The organism is Jatrophihabitans sp., assembly GCF_036000465.1.
GTDB lineage: Bacteria > Actinomycetota > Actinomycetes > Mycobacteriales > Jatrophihabitantaceae > Jatrophihabitans.
Window position 1 is genome coordinate 18,527 of record NZ_DASYFV010000012.1, and the last position, 16,158, is coordinate 34,684.

The 16,158-nt window shown below is 73.1% G+C and carries 15 protein-coding genes; 8 read left to right on the forward strand and 7 right to left on the reverse strand.

Annotated features, from left to right (window positions below):
• Window positions 1-138: 138 nt before the first annotated feature.
• Genes acsA through VGN18_RS04265 form a run of 6 tightly spaced genes read left to right on the forward strand, consistent with a single transcriptional unit; the run spans window position 139 to window position 6,075 of the window.
• Window positions 139-1,956 (forward strand): acetate--CoA ligase, encoded by a 1,818-nt coding sequence (gene acsA, locus VGN18_RS04240; protein WP_327538396.1) that lies wholly within the window; start codon window positions 139-141, stop codon window positions 1,954-1,956.
• On the forward strand, window positions 1,953-2,963 hold the full coding sequence (gene pdhA / locus VGN18_RS04245; RefSeq protein ID WP_327538397.1) for a pyruvate dehydrogenase (acetyl-transferring) E1 component subunit alpha: 1,011 nt from the start codon (window positions 1,953-1,955) through the stop codon (window positions 2,961-2,963). The genes acsA and pdhA overlap by 4 nt, the downstream gene beginning before the upstream one ends.
• On the forward strand, window positions 2,960-3,982 hold the full coding sequence (locus VGN18_RS04250) for an alpha-ketoacid dehydrogenase subunit beta (protein ID WP_327538398.1): 1,023 nt from the start codon (window positions 2,960-2,962) through the stop codon (window positions 3,980-3,982). Before pdhA ends, VGN18_RS04250 begins: the two co-directional genes overlap by 4 nt.
• Complete coding sequence (locus VGN18_RS04255; protein WP_327538399.1) at window positions 3,975-5,279, forward strand: dihydrolipoamide acetyltransferase family protein; 1,305 nt, start codon at window positions 3,975-3,977, stop codon at window positions 5,277-5,279. Before VGN18_RS04250 ends, VGN18_RS04255 begins: the two co-directional genes overlap by 8 nt.
• A 38-nt stretch (window positions 5,280-5,317) precedes the next feature.
• The gene (locus VGN18_RS04260) at window positions 5,318-5,566 is read left to right on the forward strand and encodes an acyl carrier protein (RefSeq protein WP_327538400.1); all 249 of its coding nucleotides are present in this window, start codon (window positions 5,318-5,320) and stop codon (window positions 5,564-5,566) included.
• Between the two features lie 11 nt (window positions 5,567-5,577).
• On the forward strand, window positions 5,578-6,075 hold the full coding sequence (locus VGN18_RS04265) for an adenosine-specific kinase (protein WP_349259831.1): 498 nt from the start codon (window positions 5,578-5,580) through the stop codon (window positions 6,073-6,075).
• Between the two features lie 10 nt (window positions 6,076-6,085).
• On the opposite strand, the gene VGN18_RS04270 is transcribed toward VGN18_RS04265, so the two are convergent.
• The 6 genes from VGN18_RS04270 to VGN18_RS04295 all read right to left on the reverse strand — a co-directional run bounded on the left by VGN18_RS04270 (window position 6,086) and on the right by VGN18_RS04295 (window position 12,760).
• Window positions 6,086-7,390, reverse strand: coding sequence for an erythromycin esterase family protein (locus VGN18_RS04270; RefSeq protein ID WP_327538402.1), 1,305 nt, complete (start codon window positions 7,388-7,390; stop codon window positions 6,086-6,088).
• On the reverse strand, window positions 7,387-8,757 hold the full coding sequence (locus VGN18_RS04275; RefSeq protein ID WP_327538403.1) for a phosphoribosyltransferase family protein: 1,371 nt from the start codon (window positions 8,755-8,757) through the stop codon (window positions 7,387-7,389). The genes VGN18_RS04270 and VGN18_RS04275 overlap by 4 nt, the downstream gene beginning before the upstream one ends.
• A gap of 144 nt (window positions 8,758-8,901) precedes the next feature.
• Window positions 8,902-10,284 (reverse strand): NAD-dependent succinate-semialdehyde dehydrogenase, encoded by a 1,383-nt coding sequence (locus VGN18_RS04280; RefSeq protein WP_327538404.1) that lies wholly within the window; start codon window positions 10,282-10,284, stop codon window positions 8,902-8,904.
• Between the two features lie 85 nt (window positions 10,285-10,369).
• The gene (locus tag VGN18_RS04285) at window positions 10,370-10,744 is read right to left on the reverse strand and encodes an ATP-binding protein (RefSeq protein ID WP_327538405.1); all 375 of its coding nucleotides are present in this window, start codon (window positions 10,742-10,744) and stop codon (window positions 10,370-10,372) included.
• 25 nt (window positions 10,745-10,769) lie between these two features.
• Window positions 10,770-11,108: an STAS domain-containing protein gene (locus VGN18_RS04290; RefSeq protein ID WP_327538406.1), complete on the reverse strand. Its 339-nt coding sequence runs from the start codon at window positions 11,106-11,108 to the stop codon at window positions 10,770-10,772.
• Window positions 11,105-12,760, reverse strand: coding sequence for a PP2C family protein-serine/threonine phosphatase (locus VGN18_RS04295; protein WP_327538407.1), 1,656 nt, complete (start codon window positions 12,758-12,760; stop codon window positions 11,105-11,107). Before VGN18_RS04295 ends, VGN18_RS04290 begins: the two co-directional genes overlap by 4 nt.
• Window positions 12,761-12,913: 153 nt before the next feature.
• Between VGN18_RS04295 and VGN18_RS04300 the strand changes: the two genes are divergently transcribed.
• Both VGN18_RS04300 and VGN18_RS04305 read left to right on the forward strand, forming a co-directional pair.
• Window positions 12,914-14,164, forward strand: coding sequence for an MFS transporter (locus VGN18_RS04300; protein ID WP_327538408.1), 1,251 nt, complete (start codon window positions 12,914-12,916; stop codon window positions 14,162-14,164).
• Window positions 14,161-15,171 (forward strand): LacI family DNA-binding transcriptional regulator, encoded by a 1,011-nt coding sequence (locus VGN18_RS04305; RefSeq protein ID WP_327538409.1) that lies wholly within the window; start codon window positions 14,161-14,163, stop codon window positions 15,169-15,171. Before VGN18_RS04300 ends, VGN18_RS04305 begins: the two co-directional genes overlap by 4 nt.
• Here VGN18_RS04305 and VGN18_RS04310 read toward each other — a convergent pair.
• Window positions 15,119-15,916, reverse strand: coding sequence for a LuxR C-terminal-related transcriptional regulator (locus VGN18_RS04310; RefSeq protein ID WP_327538410.1), 798 nt, complete (start codon window positions 15,914-15,916; stop codon window positions 15,119-15,121). The two genes, VGN18_RS04305 and VGN18_RS04310, sit on opposite strands and share 53 nt — an antisense overlap.
• Window positions 15,917-16,158 lie beyond the last annotated feature (242 nt).

Consider the following 16,158-nt stretch of genomic DNA (forward strand, 5'->3'; position numbering starts at 1 on the left):
CGTGCACCTGGGCGCGCCCGCTGGATCGGCGACGGCTCGACCCGGGCCGGTCGGGGGTCACGATGTCCACCTTCACCGTCCTGAACCGGGGACCGCTGCGCGGTCCGCGGGCAATGGTCGCCGGGCCCGCGTGACGGCATGGCCACCGGACCGCTCGACACGATCGGGACCGAGCCGCGCTGGGCCCCGATCGCCCGCCGGCCGCGCATCGAACCGCTGATCGGCGATTACGAGGCCCGCTACGCCTCGTTCACCTGGGAGAGCGCCCGCGACGGGCTGGACGGGTTGCCCGGCGGCGGCCTGAACATCGCGCACGAGGCGGTCGACCGGCACGCCGACGGCCCGTCGGCCGACGTGGTGGCCCTGCGCTGCGTGGCCCGCGACGACCGCGTCACCGACCTGACCTACGCGCAGCTGCGCGAGCGCACCGACCGCTTCGGCGCGATGCTGCACGCACTCGGGGTCGGACCCGGCGACGGCGTGTGCTCGCTGCTCACCCGCGGGCCCGAGCTGTACGTGACCGCGCTGGGGACGATGAAGGCCGCCGCGGTGTTCTGCCCGCTGTTCCCGGCGTTCGGCCCGGAGCCCGTCCGCGAGCGACTCGAACTCGGCCGCATCCGGGTGCTCGTCACCACCGCCGAGGCCTACCGGCGCAAGGTGGCGGCGTACCGCGCCGAGCTGCCCGACCTGCGACACGTCCTGATCGTGGGGGACGGTCCCGCGCCGCAGGGCACCACGTCGCTGGACGCCGCCCTCGCGGCCGCCGCCGGCCGGCCCTTCCGCATCGCGGCGACCCGCCCGGAGGACCCGGCCCTGCTCCACTTCACCAGCGGCACGACCGGCAAGCCGAAGGGTGCCGTGCACGTGCACGAGGCCGTCGTCGCGCACCACGCCACCGCGGCGTTCGCGCTGGATCTGCGCCCCGGCGACGTCTACTGGTGCACCGCCGATCCGGGGTGGGTCACCGGCACCTCCTACGGCATCATCGGCCCGCTGACCCGCGGGGTCACGATCGTCACCGACGCCGGTGACTTCGACTCGCGCCGGTGGTACCAGCTCCTCGCCGATCAGCACGTCACCGTCTGGTACACCGCGCCGACCGCGCTGCGCATGCTGATGGCCAGCGGCGGGGAGCTCCCGCGCCGGTACGACCTCAGGAAGCTGCGGCACGTGGTCAGCGTCGGTGAGCCGCTCAACCCCGAGGCGGTGATGTGGGGGGACGAGAATCTCGGCCTGCCGATCCACGACACGTGGTGGCAGACCGAGACCGGCGCGATCATGATCAGCAACTACCCGGGCCTGCCGGTGCGACCCGGATCGATGGGGCGTCCGATGCCCGGGATCCGGGCCACGATCCTGGAACGGGGCGAGGACGCGGCGGTGCGCCGCGTCGACGGGCACGTGCGCGAGGTGGAGCCGGAGTCGGTCGGGGAGCTCGCCCTGCGGCCGGGCTGGCCGTCGATGTTCCGCGACTACCTGAACGCCCACGAGCGCTACGAGCAGTGCTTCGCCGACGGCTGGTACCTCACCGGTGACCTGGCCCGCCGCGACCGCGACGGCTACTTCTGGTTCGTCGGTCGCGGCGACGACGTCATCAAGTCGGCCGGCCACCTGATCGGGCCGTTCGAGGTCGAGAGCGCGCTGATGGAGCACGCGGCGGTCGTCGAGGCCGGGGTGATCGGCAAGCCCGACCCCGTCGCCGGCGAGATCGTCAAGGCCTTCGTCACGCTGCGACCGGGCATCGAGCCGGACGAGGACCTGCGCCGGGAGCTGATCGCGTTCGGCCGGCGCCGGCTCGGCACCCTCGCGCCGCGCGAGATCGCCTTCGACCAGCACCTGCCGCACACCCGCAGCGGCAAGGTGATGCGCCGCCTGCTCAAGGCCCGGGAACTCGGTCTGGAAGAGGGCGATCTCTCCACCCTGGAGAACCGCACGAGCGCGAAGGAAAGCCGATGAGCACAGCTGCGAAGCCACGCCGGGCCCGGACGAAACCCAGCACGGACGACCGCGTCGCGCTGCTGCGCGAGATGCTGCGGATCCGGCGCTTCGAAGAGACCTGCGTGCAGCTATACAGCACCGAGAAGATCCGCGGGTTCATGCATCTGTGCATCGGTGAGGAGGCCACCGCGGTCGGCGTCATGAGCGCGCTCACCAAGGACGACGCCGTGGTGGGCACGTACCGCGAGCACGGCCAGGCGCTCGCCCGCGGGATGAGCATGACGACCGTGCTGGCCGAGATGTTCGGCAAGCAGACCGGGTGCAGCCGCGGGCGGGGCGGGTCGATGCACCTGTTCGACGCGGCGTTGCGCTTCTACGGCGGCAACGCCATCGTCGGCGGCGGGCTGCCCGTGGCCGTCGGCCTGGCCCTCGCCGACCGGCTGCGCGGCCAGAAGCGGGTGACCGCCTGCGTGTTCGGGGACGGCGCGTTCGCCGAGGGCGAGTTCCACGAGAGCGCGAACCTCGCGGCGCTGTGGCACCTGCCGGTCGCGTTCTTCTGCGAGAACAACTTCTACGCGATGGGCACCGCCCTCGCCCGCGAGCACGCCCAGACCGATCTGGCGATGCGGGCGGCGTCCTACGGCATGGTCGCCTGGACGGCCGACGGGATGGACGTCGTCGCGGTGGCCGACGCGGCCCGGCGGGCGGCCGAGTTCATCCGGGCGGGGGAGGGGCCGTGCTTCGTCGAGCTGCGCACCTACCGGTTCCGCGCGCACTCGATGTACGACCCGGACCGCTACCGCGAGAAGGCCGAGATCGAGGGCTGGCGCCACCACGACCCGATTCCGGCGCTGACCGCGACGCTGCGCGACGACGGCGCGCTGACCGATGCCGATCTCGCCCGGTTCGAGAAGGAGATCGAGGCCGAGATCGCCGACGCCGTCGCCGCCGCCGAGGCGGCACCGTTGGAGCCGGTGGCCGAGCTGACCCGGTTCGTCACCAGCGAGCACCGGAGCGCGCCATGACCATGACCGTGAGCTCGCCGGCGCCCGCCCCGGCCGTCGAGACCGCCACGTATCGCGAGGCCCTGCGGGCGGCGATCCGCGAGGCGATGACCCGCGACGACCGGGTGTTCCTGATGGGCGAGGACGTCGGCCGTTACGGCGGCTGCTTCGCGGTGAGCATGGGCCTGCTCGAAGAGTTCGGGCCGGAGCGGATCCGGGACACCCCGCTGTCGGAGTCGGCCTTCGTCGGCGCCGGGATCGGAGCGGCGCTCGGCGGCCTGCGTCCGATCGTCGAGATCATGACGGTGAACTTCAGCCTGCTCGCGCTGGATCAGATCCTCAACAACGCCGCGACCGTGCTGCACATGTCCGGCGGCCAGCTCAACGTGCCGCTGGTGATCCGCATGACGACCGGCGCCGGCCGGCAGCTGGCCGCGCAGCACTCGCACAGCCTCGAGGGCTGGTACGCGCACATCCCCGGGCTGCGGATCCTCGCCCCGGCGACCGTAGCGGACGCCCGCGGCATGCTCTGGCCCGCGCTCGCCGACCCGGACCCGGTGCTGATCTTCGAGAACGGCGGGCTCTACAACAGCAGCGGGCCGCTGCCGGCCGACCCCGCCACGATCGACATCGAGCGCGCGGCCGTGCGCCGGCCCGGCGACGATGTCACGATCATCGCGTACGGCGGCACCCTCGCGACCGCGCTCACCGCCGCCGACCAGCTCGCCGCCCAGGGCATGAGCGCCGAGGTGATCGACCTGCGCGTGCTGCGTCCGCTCGACGACGAGACGCTGGTCGGGTCCGTCCGGCGGACCCACCGAGCCGTGATCGTCGACGAGGGGTGGCGCTCCGGCAGCCTGTCGGCCGAGATCTCCGCCCGGCTCGTCGAGCAGGCGTTCTACGACCTGGACGCGCCGGTCGCGCGGGTGTGCTCGGCCGAGGTACCCATGCCCTACGCCCGGCACCTCGAGCAGGCCGCCCTGCCGCAGGCGGCCGACGTCGTCGCGGCGGCGCTGCAGCTGGCCGGTCGGCATGGCTGACTTCCGCATGCCGTCGCTGGGGGCGGACATGGAGAGCGGCACCCTGCTCGAGTGGCTCGTCGGACCGGGTGATCCGGTGCACCGCGGCGAGGTCGTCGCGGTCATCGACACCGACAAGGCGGCCATCGAGGTCGAGTGCTTCGACGAGGGGGTCATCCAGGAGCTGAAGGTCCAGCCGGGCGAGCGGGTGCCGGTCGGCGCGGTGCTGGCCTCGATCGATGGCGCCGGGGCGGCCGTGCCGCCGTCGGGGTCGGCGGCCGTGCCGCCGTCGGTGCCGGTGGCGCCGTCGATGGTCGAGCCCGTACACGTGCTGTCGCCGCTGGTGCGGCGCGAGGCCGTGGCGCTCGGCGTCGATCTGGCCGAGGTCGGCACCGGCCACGACGGCCTGGTGCACCGGGTCGACGTCGAGCACGCCGCGGCGCAACGCGCACGACCGGCCGGACCGCCCCAGGGCGGCCGCGTCCGCGCCTCCCCGCTGGCCCGGCGCCTCGCCGCGTCGGCCGGCGTCGACCTCGCCGCGATCTCGGGGTCGGGGGCCGGCGGGGTCATCGTCGCGGCGGACATCGGGCCCGGTCCGTCCGCTCCTCCGCCGTCCGCACCTCCGTCGCCCGCACCGCCTGCCCGCGCGCCCGAGCACGGTACTTCGATGCGCCAGGCGATCGCGGCGCTGATGGCGCGATCGAAGCGCGAGATCCCGCACTACTACCTGACCCACACGATGGATGTCTCGGCGACGCTCGACCGGGTCCGGCGCCGCAACCGGGAGCTGCCCGTCGAGCAGCGACTCGTGCCGGCGGCATTCCTGCTCGCGGCCACCGCGCGCGCCCTCGAGGCGGTGCCCGAGCTGAACGGCACCTGGGTCGGCGGCGCGTTCGTCCCGTCCGCGCGGGTCGACATCGGCGTGGTCGTCTCGTTGCGCTCGGGCGGCATCATCGTGCCGGTCATCGGCGATGCGGCCGCGCTGTCGGCGGAGCAGCTCATGCCGGTCATGCGCGGTCTCGCCGCCCGCGCCCGCAACGGTCGGCTGCGGGGCACCGAGCTCGCGCCGCCGTCGATCACCGTCACGAATCTCGGCGACCAGGGCGTCGACAGTGTCCTGGGCGTCATCTACCCGCCGCAGGTGGCCGTCGTCGGTTTCGGTGCCGTGGCCGATCGGCGGGCGGTCGACGGGCTGCTCGGTGTGCGTCCGGTCGTCACGGTGACGGTCGCCGCCGATCACCGGGCCAGCGACGGGGCGATCGGGGCCCGGCTGCTGAACCGGATCGAGCGGCTGCTGCACGAACCCCAGAAACTCTGACAGCGACGCAACTCTGACAGCGACGCACGGGAGGCACGATGACACCGGAACAGGCTCAGCAGGTCGTCGAGCAGGCGATCGTCAGCGCGGTCCCCGATGCCGACGTCGGCACGCTCGGCCCTGACGACGACCTGCGCGAGACGCTCGAGCTGGACTCACTCGACTTCGTCGCCGTGGTCGAGTCGCTCAGCGTGCGCGCCGCCTTCCGCATCGACGAGGAGGACTACCGCGAGCTCCGCACGCTCGCCCGGGCCGCGCAGTTCGTGGCCGCCCACGCGCCGGCGTAGGACGGGTGATGATGACCGCGCTCCCGGTGACCCTCTCGCTCGTCCCGGTGCCCAAGCCCGACGACGTCAACGTGATCATCGGGCAGGCCCACTTCATCAAGACGGTCGAGGACCTGCACGAGGCGATCGTGGGCGTCGGCGCGCAGCTGCGCTTCGGCATCGCGTTCTGCGAGCCCTCCGGCGAGCGCCTGGTGCGCACCTCCGGCAATGACGAGTCGCTCGGCGCGCTGGCCACCGGGGCGGCACAACGCATCGCGGCGGGGCACTGCTTCGTCGTCATGCTCGCGGACGGTTTCCCGGTCAACGTGCTGGCACCGATCCGGGCCGTCGCCGAGGTGTGCACCGTGTTCTGCGCGACCGCGAACGAGGTCGACGTCGTCGTCGCCTCCTCCGCCCGGGGCCGCGGCATCGTCGGCGTGATCGACGGAGAACCACCGGTCGGGGTCGAGGACACCGCGGCCCGGGCGCGGCGGCACGACCTGCTCCGCGCCATCGGCTACAAGCTCTGAGATCCCCTCACTAGAAGCCGGTGGGCTCGGTCTCCAGCTCGGGCTCCTGCGGGCGCGCCTCGTGGTGCAGCGGGCGCAGTGCCGACGTGTGCTCGAGCCAGACCAGCGCGTCGTAGCGGGCGCCGAGCAGGGTCGGCACGTAGTTGCCGCCCTCGCGGGTCGGGTCGTAGAGCACCCCGATCGCCCGGTGGCCGAGCCATTGCGACAGCCACGGGCCGGACCGGTCCGCCCCGAAGACGAGGACGGCGGGTTGCCCGACGGTGCGGTGCAGCAGGTCCTCGTGGCTGCCGGGCCGGGCGGGCGGCACGGCGAACACCTGCTCCGCCGCGCCCCACGAGCGGGCGGCGAGCACCGTGCCCCGATGACCGGCGAAGCCGATCAGCACCACGTCGGCGGCCGGGTGGCGCCGGCGCAGCAGCTGACCGACGTTGACCATGCCGTGGCGGGCCATGTCGGTCGCGCTCGCGTCCCCGACGTGCGTGTTGTGCTCCCAGACGAGGCCCTTCGAGCCGGCGCCGTGGTGCGCCGCGATCCGGTCGATCGTGTCGGTCATGTGATGGTCGCGGATGTTCCACGACTCGCGGTCGCCGCGCACCATCGTGCGGTAGTACTGCTCGGCGTCCGCCGCGGTCTCGGCGTTCTGGGCGGCGTCGAAGGCGTCCTCGTCCCAGCGCATCAGATCCTGGGTGCGGCGTCGGACCTCGACGAGCAGCGCCACGACGTCGGACTCGCAGGACGCCGGCACGAGCCGCGTGTGCCGCGCGTAGCGGTGCGGATCCTCGTCGTAGGGCAGGAAGCAGTGCCAGGCGTTCAGCGCGGTCGGCAGGGCTTCGGGAGCATGGCTCTCCAGCCAGGTCATGATCTGCCAGAGCGAATCCCACAGCGAGTAGACGTCGAGGCCGTAGAAGCCGACCCGCTCGTCCTCGGGCCGGGCCAGGTTGTACGCGTGCAGCCAGGTCAGGAACGCGACGATGTCCTCGTTGGCCCAGAGCCAGGTGGGCCAGCGCGCGAAGCCGGCGAGCAGCTCCGCGGCCGACAGGTCCTGCTCGCCCCGGCCGCGCACCCAGCGGTTGATCCGCCAGCAGTCGGGCCAGTCACCCTCGACGCCGATCCAGGTGAAGCCGTGCTCCTCGATCAGGCGCCGGCTCAGCAGCGCCCGCCACCGGTAGTACTCGTGGGTGCCGTGCGAGGCATCGCCGATGCCGACGAACCGGCTCCGCCCCGCGCGCCGGACCAGCGGGGTGAGGTCCTCGGTGGTGACCAGCGCACCGGCCAGCGAACGGATCTCGGTCGCGGCGTCGGTCGCGCCCTTCATGGCCCGACCGTCGCGGTCGGCCGCGCCGGCGAGGCGAGCAGGTGGGCGGTGAACCACTCGCCGGCGAGACGGGCGGCCTCGGCGAGCGTGCCGGGCTCCTCGAACAGGTGCGTCGCCCCGGGCACGATCTCCAGCCGGCTCGGGCAGCGCAGCCGGGCCCGGGCCTGCCGGTTGAGGTCGAGTACCACCTCGTCGGCGCCGCCGACGATGAGCAGCGTCGGTGCTCGCACCGCCCCCAGTCGCTCCCCGGCCAGGTCGGGTCGTCCGCCGCGCGACACGATCGCGGCCACCGGGCTGTGCGGCGCCCCCGCGGCCCAGAGGGCGGCCGCGGCCCCGGTGCTGGCGCCGAAGTAGCCGATCCGGCAGCCCGCGCTGTCCGGCCGGCTGCCGATCCACTCGGTGGCGGCCGTCAGCCGCGCGGCCAGCAGGCCGATGTCGAAGACGTTGCGACGGTCGCGTTCCTCGTCGACGGTGAGCAGGTCGAGCAGCAGCGTGCCGAGCCCCACCCGGTGCAGGGCATCGGCGACGAAGCGGTTCCGTGGGCTGTGCCGGCTGCTGCCGCTGCCATGGGCGAACAGGACGATCCCGGCGGGCTGCGGCGGCAGGTGCAGACGGCCGCCGAGCGCGGCCGCGCCGAGCGGCACCCACACGTCGGCGTCGAACGCGGGGTCGGCCGGGCCATCCGCCGCAGGCGGAGTCCGGGCGATGGCGCGATCGAGCAGCGTCACCACCGTGTCGTCGCTGACCGGGGTGAAGTCGCGGTAGTGGCTGCCGACGGCCAGGAACCGGGCCGGGGTGAACGGGCACACCACCGCGTCGGCCTCGGGTAGGTCGTGCACGGTCGCGGCCGGCCCGACGGGTACGGCCACGACCACGCGGGCGGCGCCGAGATGACGGGCGACCCGGCACGCGGCACGGGCTGTCGAGCCGGTGGCGATGCCGTCGTCGACGATGAGCGCGATGCGTCCGGTGAGATCGACGCGCGGGCGACCACGGCGCAGCCGGGCGACCCGCACCGCCAGCTCGACGCGCTCGCGGCGTTCGACGGCGGCGAGTTCGTCCTCGGTGACTCCGGCGCGGCCGAGGACGTGGTGATCCAGGACCCGCACCCCGTCCTCGCCGATCGCGCCCATGGCGAGTTCCGGCTGGTACGGCACGCCGAGCTTGCGGACGACGATCACGTCGAGCGGCGCGTCGAGCGCCCGGGCCACCTCGTAGGCCACCGGCACGCCCCCGCGCGGCAGCCCGAGGACGACGACGTCCTCGCCGCGCAGCTCAGCCAGCTCCCGGGCCAGGCGACGACCGGCGTCGACGCGATCGGCGAACACGGTCTGTGCCGGCGCCGGAACTCCCGGCCACCTGGTCATAGCCACCTCCGCCGTCGCCACCGCGTCACGACGACGCCGGTCGGCCCGCCTAGAACGGTCCGACGGCCGGGCCCGCCCGGTCAGAGGCGTTGGTCACGCCCACCCCGGGCCGTGTGCTGCCCCCGGAGGCGGATCGGCGGGTGCCTAGCCGCGGGGCGAGTAGATCAGCTTCTTGTTCACGAACTCGTCGATGCCGAGCGTGCCGAGCTCGCGGCCGACGCCGGAACGCTTGGTGCCGCCGAAGGGGAGGTCGGCCATGCTGCCCTGCATGCTGTTGATCCAGACCATGCCGGTGTCGAGGCGGTCCGCGACGTCGGCGGTCGCCTCGGCGTCGGCGCCGAACACGACGCCGCCGAGCCCGTAGGCCGAGTCGTTGGCCAGCTCGACGGCCGCGTCGGCGTCGGCCACCCGGTAGACCACCGCGGCCGGGCCGAACAGCTCCTCGCGGTAGGCCCGCATGTCCGGGGTGACGTCGGTGAGCACGGTCGGCTCGACGAACGCACCCGGGCGGTCGACCCGCTTGCCGCCGGTGCGCACGGTGGCGCCCTTGGCAACGGCGTCGTCGATCTGCTCGATGAGCGACACCGCGGCCTGCTCGGACGAGAGCGGTCCGTACTGCGCCTCGGCATCGGTCGGGTCGCCCGGCTGCATGGCGCCGAGCGCAGCGCTGAACTTGTCGACGAACTCGTCGTAGACGCTGTCGACGACGATGAGCCGCTTCGCCGCGTTGCAGGCCTGTCCGGTGTTCTGCATGCGCCCGGCGACGGCGGCCTGCACCGTGCGGTCGAGGTTCTCGCCGTCGAGCACGATGAACGGGTCCGAGCCGCCGAGCTCGAGAATGACCTTCTTCAGGTTGCGCCCGGCCACCTCGGCCACGGCCGTGCCGGCCCGCTCGCTGCCGGTGACCGAGACGCCGGCGATGCGCGGGTCGGCGATCATGTCGGCCGCCTGCTCGTTGCTGGCGAACACGTTGATGTAGGCGTCGGCCGGCAGGCCGGCGTCGCGGAAGATCGCCTCGATCGCCAGTGCCGACTCGGGGCACTGCGGCGCGTGCTTGAGCACGATCGTGTTGCCCGCGATCAGGTTCGGCGCGGCCAGGCGGGCGACCTGGTAGTACGGGAAGTTCCACGGCATGATGCCGAGCAGCGCGCCGATCGGCTCCTTGCGCACCGACGCCCGCCCACCGGCCCGCGGGCTGAGCGGGGTCTCGGTGAGCATCCCCGGGCCCTCCTTGGCGTAGTAGCCGAAGATGTCGATCACGATCGAGATCTCGCCCTTCGCCTCCCTGGTCCGCTTGCCCATCTCGCGGGTGATGATCGCGGCGAGGTCGTCGCGGCGCTCGGTGTAGAGCTCGGCCACGCGGGAGAGCACGGCCGCCCGCTCGTCCAGCGAGGTGCGGCGCCACGCGCGGAAGCCGGCGTCGGCCCGGGCCAGGACGTCCTGGATCTCGGCGTCGGTCGCCGTCGGGTACTCGGCCTCGGTCTCGTTGGTGGCCGGGTTGATCACGCGGTACTCGGTCGTCGCCATCTCGGAACTCCTCGCTCGTCGTCTCCTCCCAGCAAAGCACCCCCGGCTCGCCACGACGACGGCGGTGGTGAGGATCGAGCGCGGCTCAGGCCGTGGGGACGTCGGGGACGTGGAGCTGGAACCAGGTGAACTTGCCGTCCGTTCCGGTGGCCTCCTCGCTGCCCCAGTCGGTGGCGAGCTGGTTCACGATGCGCAGGCCGCGGCCGTGGGGATCGGTCGGGCCGGGGGACTGCAGCCGCGGGAGCCCGGCGCCGTCGTCGGCCACCTCGAGCCGGATGACCTCACCGGTCACAGTCAGGGTGATGGTGAAGTCGGTGCCGGCGTGGACGACGCTGTTCGTGGCCAGCTCGGACACCATCAGGACGACCCGGTCGACCGTCTCGGGCGGGAACGCGGCGAGCGACTCGGTGACGAACACCCGCGCCGAACGGACCGACGCCGGCACCGCCCGCAGTTGCATCCGCTTCCTCATCGGCTGCAACTCGTCATCGGCGGAAGGGCAGCACGGATGCCAGCCCGCTGAGTTCGATGACCCGGCGCACGGCGAGCGACGGGCGCACGAGTTCGATGTGCTCGACACCCGATGCGGCCTCGAGCAGGACGGCCAGCCCGGAGCTGTCGATGAAGTCGACCCCGCCGAGGTCGAGGATCAGCCGGCCCGGTGACTTCCGCAGGAGCTCGGCGAGCGCGCGACGCAGCGTCGCCGCCGTCGCGATGTCGATCTCGCCGACGACGATCAACTGCACCGCGCCGGTGCCGTCGCGCCGCTCGTCGACGTGGAAGGTCTGGTCCGCATCCGCTGCGGGCGCGCCGTGTTCGGTCATTTCCGAGCCCCCGTCCATCGCAGTGCGAGCAGCGCGGTGTCGTCGCTGCTGCCGTCGGCGCCGAGGCGTCCGACGATGTCGTCGAGGAACGCGTCGAGGTCCGTGTCCGGCGCGGACGCCGACGCCCGGAGCCGTTCGAGCCCCTCGTCGAGATTCTCCCCGCGGCGCTCCACGAGCCCGTCGGTGTAGACGAGCAGGACGCACCGCTCGTCCATGGTGAAGCTGATCGGCTCGTAGACGGCGCCGCAGGTGACGCCGATCGGTGGCCCCGTCCCGGTCGTCACGAACCGGTTCGATCCGTCGTCGGGACCCGCGACGACGAGGGGCGGGAGGTGCCCGGCGTTGGCGATCGTGACGCGCCGCTCGGCGACGTCGGCGTAGCCGCACAGGACGGTCGCGAAGTGCCGGTCGCGGGTCAGCGACAGGATGCGGCCGAGCCGGGTGAGCACGGTGGCCGCGTCGTGCCCTTCGCTGACGAAGGCCCGGATGGCGTAGTGCAGGGATGCCATGACCGAGCCCGCCTCGAGGCCCCGGCCCGACACGTCGCCGACGGCGAAGAAGAAGCGGGTGTCGTCGACCGCGATGACGTCGTACCAGTCGCCCCCGATCTCGATGCCGTTGACGCCGGGCAGGTAGCGGATGCCGATCTCCACGCCGGGTATCGCCGGCATGCGCTGGGGGAGCAGTGCCCGCTGCAGCGTCTCGGCGATGGTCCGCTGCTCGCTGAGCAGGGTGTCGATGCGGGTGGCGAGGGCCTCGGCGGCGCGGCGGCGTTTCACGAGTCGGTCGGTGGCGAGTCCGGCGGCCAGCGCGATCAGGAGGCCGAGCAGGGCGATGATCCACGAGCGGTCGCCGGCGAGGGTGCCGCCGAGCGAGCCGACCGGGGCCGCGACGAGCGTCAGGGACGCGGTGCCGAAGGCGATGACCGTGTGGGCGGTGCGCCCGCGCAGCGGCAGCGTCTTCTCGCTCGTGGCCAGCAGGTTGTGCGGGTCTTGGCTGGGGCCGAGGAAGAGCGCGTACCTCAGGTCGGCGAACGGCGATCCCTTGGCGGTCTTGGTGCCGTACGGCGGCGGCAGCCGGTCCTCGGCGTAGACCACGTAGCGCACCGCCGAGCCGATGGACGCGTACGCGTAACCCAGGCGTGGATCGGAGCCGGACAGCATGCCGAGGACGCCCACCTTCGCGGAGGTGGTCGCGCTGATGAGGAACCGGGAGAAGTGTGATGTTCCGGCGATGGCCAATGGGCTCGAACCGACGGTGGAGACCAGGACGGTCCGGCCGCCCTGCACCCGCCACAACGTCACCGAGACGAAGCGGTTCTGGGTGTGCAGGAACGCCGTGGCGTAGCGGCGGTAGCTGGGGGACGCCCCGTTGCCGCTCGAGGCGATCTCGGCCGCCGAGGCCAGGGGTGTCTCGAGACCCTGCACGAAGGCCTGCAACAGGGTGCCGGTCTGGCGCGTCTGCAACTGCAGCAGCCGGTCCTCGTTGTGCCCGTTGACGACCGCCGCCGTGACGGCCAGGGCGGCCGTCACGGCCAGCACGGTGGCGGTGACCGCGATGCCGAGCAGGCTGGGTCGGCGGCGGGCACGGACAGGTGCCGCCGCGTCCGCGCGCGACGCCCGCTCGCCGGACATGCCCACCACCCCAGCCACGCCGACGGCCTCCTCAGTCGACCTTGCCGTCCACCGATACCGCTCAGTGCCCGGAGAATGCCCGACCGCCCACGCGATGTCCAGCACGCTACGCGCAGCATTCGTTCCTAGAACGTTCCAGCGAGTTATCTAGAACGTTCTACAGTTGCTGACATGGAGAGTGACTTCGGGCCGCGGCCGGTCTCGCCGGCGCGCCGCAACGCCGCGCTGGCCGCGCTGGCGACCGGCGGATTCGCCATGGGGCTCAACGAGTTCGTGCCGATGGGGCTGCTGCCGGAGATGGCGAAGGCGCTGCGGCCGGACACCTGGGCGCGGTCGAGCGCGCAGGCGCTGTCGTCGACCGGCTGGGTCATCTCGCTCTACGCGCTCGGCGTGGTGGTCGGCGCGCCGACGGTTGCCGTGGCCACGGCGCGCATGACCCGCGCCCGGCTGCTGCTCCTCCTGCTGGGGCTGATGGCCGTCGCGACGGTCGGGTCGGCGCTGGCTCCGTCGTTCGGGCTCGAGCTCGGTGCCCGGTTCCTCGCCGGCCTGCCGCACGGCGCGTACTTCGGCGTCGCCGGCTCGGTCGCGGCCGGCCTGCTCGGGCCGGGCAACAAGGCCAGGGGATACGCGATCGTCCTGGGCGGGCTCACGCTGGCCAACGTGGTGGGCAGCCCGCTCGCCACCGGGCTCGGGCAGCTGACGGGGTGGCGGCTGGTCTTCGTCGCGACCGCCGCCGTGTTCGGCCTGACCCTGGCCGCGGTCGCGGTCCTGGTGCCGGAACTCCCGCCCGCCCCGGCGTCGCCGCGGGCGGAGCTGGCGGCGTTGAAGGCGCCACAGGTCTGGCTGGCGGCGGCCACCATCGCCGTCGGGTTCGGCGGGTTCTTCGCCGTGTACAGCTACATCGCACCCGTGACCACGCACGTCGCGGGGCTGCCCCCGGCCGCCGTGCCGTGGGTGCTCGCCACGGCCGGTCTCGGGATGACGCTCGGCGTCGCGCTCGGCGGCCGGGCGGCCGATCGCAACGTGCGGCGCACTCTCCGGCGGGGGCAGGTCGCCACCGTGGCCGCGATCGGGCTGTTCCTGCTCGTCGCCCATTGGGGCGTGGGGCTCTTCATCGCGATCTTCCTGCTGGGCGCGACCTTCCTGTTCATCGCCCCGGCGATGCAGGCGCGGCTGATCGAGTCGGCGCCGCGCTCACAGCTGATGGGCGCTGCGGTCAACCAGTCCGCCGGCAACGTCGCCAACAGCGTCGGGGCCGCAGTCGGCGGGATCGCCATCGGCGCCGGGCTGGGCTACCTCGGGCCGGGTCTCGTCGCCGTCCTGATCGCCGTCGTCGGCGTGGTCCTGATCGACGTCGGCTACCGCTTCGACGCCCGGGCGGCCGCGAGGGCCGCCGTCGGGCGCGAGATGGTCGCGGCATGACGAGCGGCCGCCGCCCGACCCTGGCCGACGTCGCCGCCGACGCCGGTGTGTCGACGGCCCTGGTGTCGATCGTCATGCGTGACGTGCCGGGCGCGAGTGCGGAGACCCGGGCCCGCGTGCTCGAGGTCGCGCAGCGGCTCGGGTACCAGCCCGATCAGCGCGCGCGGTTGCTGCGCAGCGGGCACAGCCGGCTGATCGGCGTCATGTTCGACGTCGGGAACCTGTTCTTCGGCAAGCTGGTGACCGGCCTGTACGCCGCGGCCGAGCAGATCGACTACCAACTCACCCTGAGCGGCACCACCCCGGCGCGGGACGAGCGGACGGCGGTGCGCACCCTGCTGCAGGACCGGTGCGAGGCGCTCGTGCTGATGACGGCGACGCTGACCCCGGCCGACTTCGCCGAGATCTCCGCGCAGGTGCCGGTCGTGGTGCTCGGCCGGGCCGTGCGCCATCGCGCGGTCGACGTCATCCGCAACGACGACGCGGCCGGCCTGCACAAGGCGGTCGACCACCTCGTCGAGCTGGGCCACCGCCGCATCGCCCACCTCGACGGTGGGGCCCGGAACTCGGTCTCCTCCGAACGGCGCCGGGCCTACGCCACGGCGATGGGCCGGCACGGGTTGACCGACCGCATCCAGGTGCTCGCCGGTGGTGCCACCGAGGCCGACGGCGTGCGGGCCGTGCGGCGGTTGCTGGCCGCACCCGGCCCACGTCCGACCGCGATCACGCTGTACAACGACCAGTCGGCGATCGGCGCGATCAGCGCCTTGCGCCTGGCCGGACTGTCCGTGCCGGAGGACATCAGCGTCGTCGGCTTCGACGACGAACCGGCCGCCAGCCTCGACCACATCGACCTGACCACGGTCGGTCAGGACACCGCCACCCTCACCCGGTTGGCGGCCACCCGCGCGCAGGACCGCATCCAGGGTGTTCCCGTCCGCCAGCGCGAGGTCATCATCCCGCCCGGTCTGGTCGTGCGCGGTACGACGGCGCGCCCGGCCGGCTGACGGCCCTCGCCGACGGTTCCGCGGTCAGCTCGACGACCCGGATCAACGCCAGCGCGTCGTTCTCCTCCGGGTGGCCGATGGTGGCGGAACGGGCCTCGGCCACGAAGTCCGTCCCGTCACCGCGGTGGAAGCGGATCCGTTGCTCGGCCCCGAACCGGTCGGGCGAACCGTCCGGGGTGCCCTCGTTCGCCGGGGAGAAGCCGTCGAGCACCCGGCCGACGAGCGCGGCCGGCTCCTCCCCGAACAGGGCGGCCATCGCCGTGTTGGTCCGGACGATGGTCCACCGACCGTCCGGGGCGACGGCCACCAGCTGCATGCCGATGGGCGCGTGGTCGAAAGCCAGCCGGAACAGTTCCTCGGTCCGGCTCCGGCGTGCGTGTTGCTGCGACGCGGGCGGCACCGTGGCACCGGGAGGCTCGAGCTCGCGAACGACGGTCGCCGGGCCGAGCTCGTGGCTGCGCCGACCGGCGCCCCCCGTGGCGGTCGCCGCCTCCACCGCCTGCAGCTCACCGGCGGAGTACTTGAGGGAGCTGGTGAGCTGGATGAGGTCCTGCCGCGAGGAGACCGAGAGCTTGCGTAACAGCGACGCGACGTGCGATTCGACGGTGCGCCGCGAGATGTGCAGGAGTTCGGAGATCTCGCGATTGGTCAGGCGCATTCCCAAAGCGAGCAGCACGGTCTGCTCTCGCGGAGTGATTCCGGAGAGGATTGTCGTTTCCTGGCGACGACCGGGCACCTCGTCCACCCCCCGAACGTTTCCGCGCGGAGGCTACGCGCGATCAGGGACCAATGACCCCACTCGTGCGCGCATCCGACCCCACCTGGCCCGCGTCAACGTTGTCCGCGGGTGGTCCTGGCTGACGGCGGCGCCGCGGCCCCATGCAGAACGGGGGCTATGGGTCGAAAGACCCGGATGCGTCAGTACCGGGGGCCCCGAATATTCGGTGGTCTGCACGGATGCACCGAAACGGGATGTCGCCTTGACTG

What these genes read in the sequence shown, in the direction of transcription:
- VGN18_RS04270 (WP_327538402.1), bottom strand. Translation starts at nt 7,390, where the DNA reads ATGAAGGGCGCGACCGACGCCGCGACCGAGATCCGTTCGCTGGCCGGT.
- VGN18_RS04305 (WP_327538409.1), top strand. Translation starts at nt 14,161, where the DNA reads ATGACGAGCGGCCGCCGCCCGACCCTGGCCGACGTCGCCGCCGACGCC.
- pdhA (WP_327538397.1), top strand. Translation starts at nt 1,953, where the DNA reads ATGAGCACAGCTGCGAAGCCACGCCGGGCCCGGACGAAACCCAGCACG.
- acsA (WP_327538396.1), top strand. Translation starts at nt 139, where the DNA reads ATGGCCACCGGACCGCTCGACACGATCGGGACCGAGCCGCGCTGGGCC.
- VGN18_RS04275 (WP_327538403.1), bottom strand. Translation starts at nt 8,757, where the DNA reads ATGACCAGGTGGCCGGGAGTTCCGGCGCCGGCACAGACCGTGTTCGCC.
- VGN18_RS04255 (WP_327538399.1), top strand. Translation starts at nt 3,975, where the DNA reads ATGGCTGACTTCCGCATGCCGTCGCTGGGGGCGGACATGGAGAGCGGC.
- VGN18_RS04280 (WP_327538404.1), bottom strand. Translation starts at nt 10,284, where the DNA reads ATGGCGACGACCGAGTACCGCGTGATCAACCCGGCCACCAACGAGACC.
- VGN18_RS04300 (WP_327538408.1), top strand. Translation starts at nt 12,914, where the DNA reads ATGGAGAGTGACTTCGGGCCGCGGCCGGTCTCGCCGGCGCGCCGCAAC.
- VGN18_RS04250 (WP_327538398.1), top strand. Translation starts at nt 2,960, where the DNA reads ATGACCATGACCGTGAGCTCGCCGGCGCCCGCCCCGGCCGTCGAGACC.
- VGN18_RS04290 (WP_327538406.1), bottom strand. Translation starts at nt 11,108, where the DNA reads ATGACCGAACACGGCGCGCCCGCAGCGGATGCGGACCAGACCTTCCAC.
- VGN18_RS04265 (WP_349259831.1), top strand. Translation starts at nt 5,578, where the DNA reads ATGACCGCGCTCCCGGTGACCCTCTCGCTCGTCCCGGTGCCCAAGCCC.
- VGN18_RS04260 (WP_327538400.1), top strand. Translation starts at nt 5,318, where the DNA reads ATGACACCGGAACAGGCTCAGCAGGTCGTCGAGCAGGCGATCGTCAGC.
- VGN18_RS04285 (WP_327538405.1), bottom strand. Translation starts at nt 10,744, where the DNA reads ATGCAACTGCGGGCGGTGCCGGCGTCGGTCCGTTCGGCGCGGGTGTTC.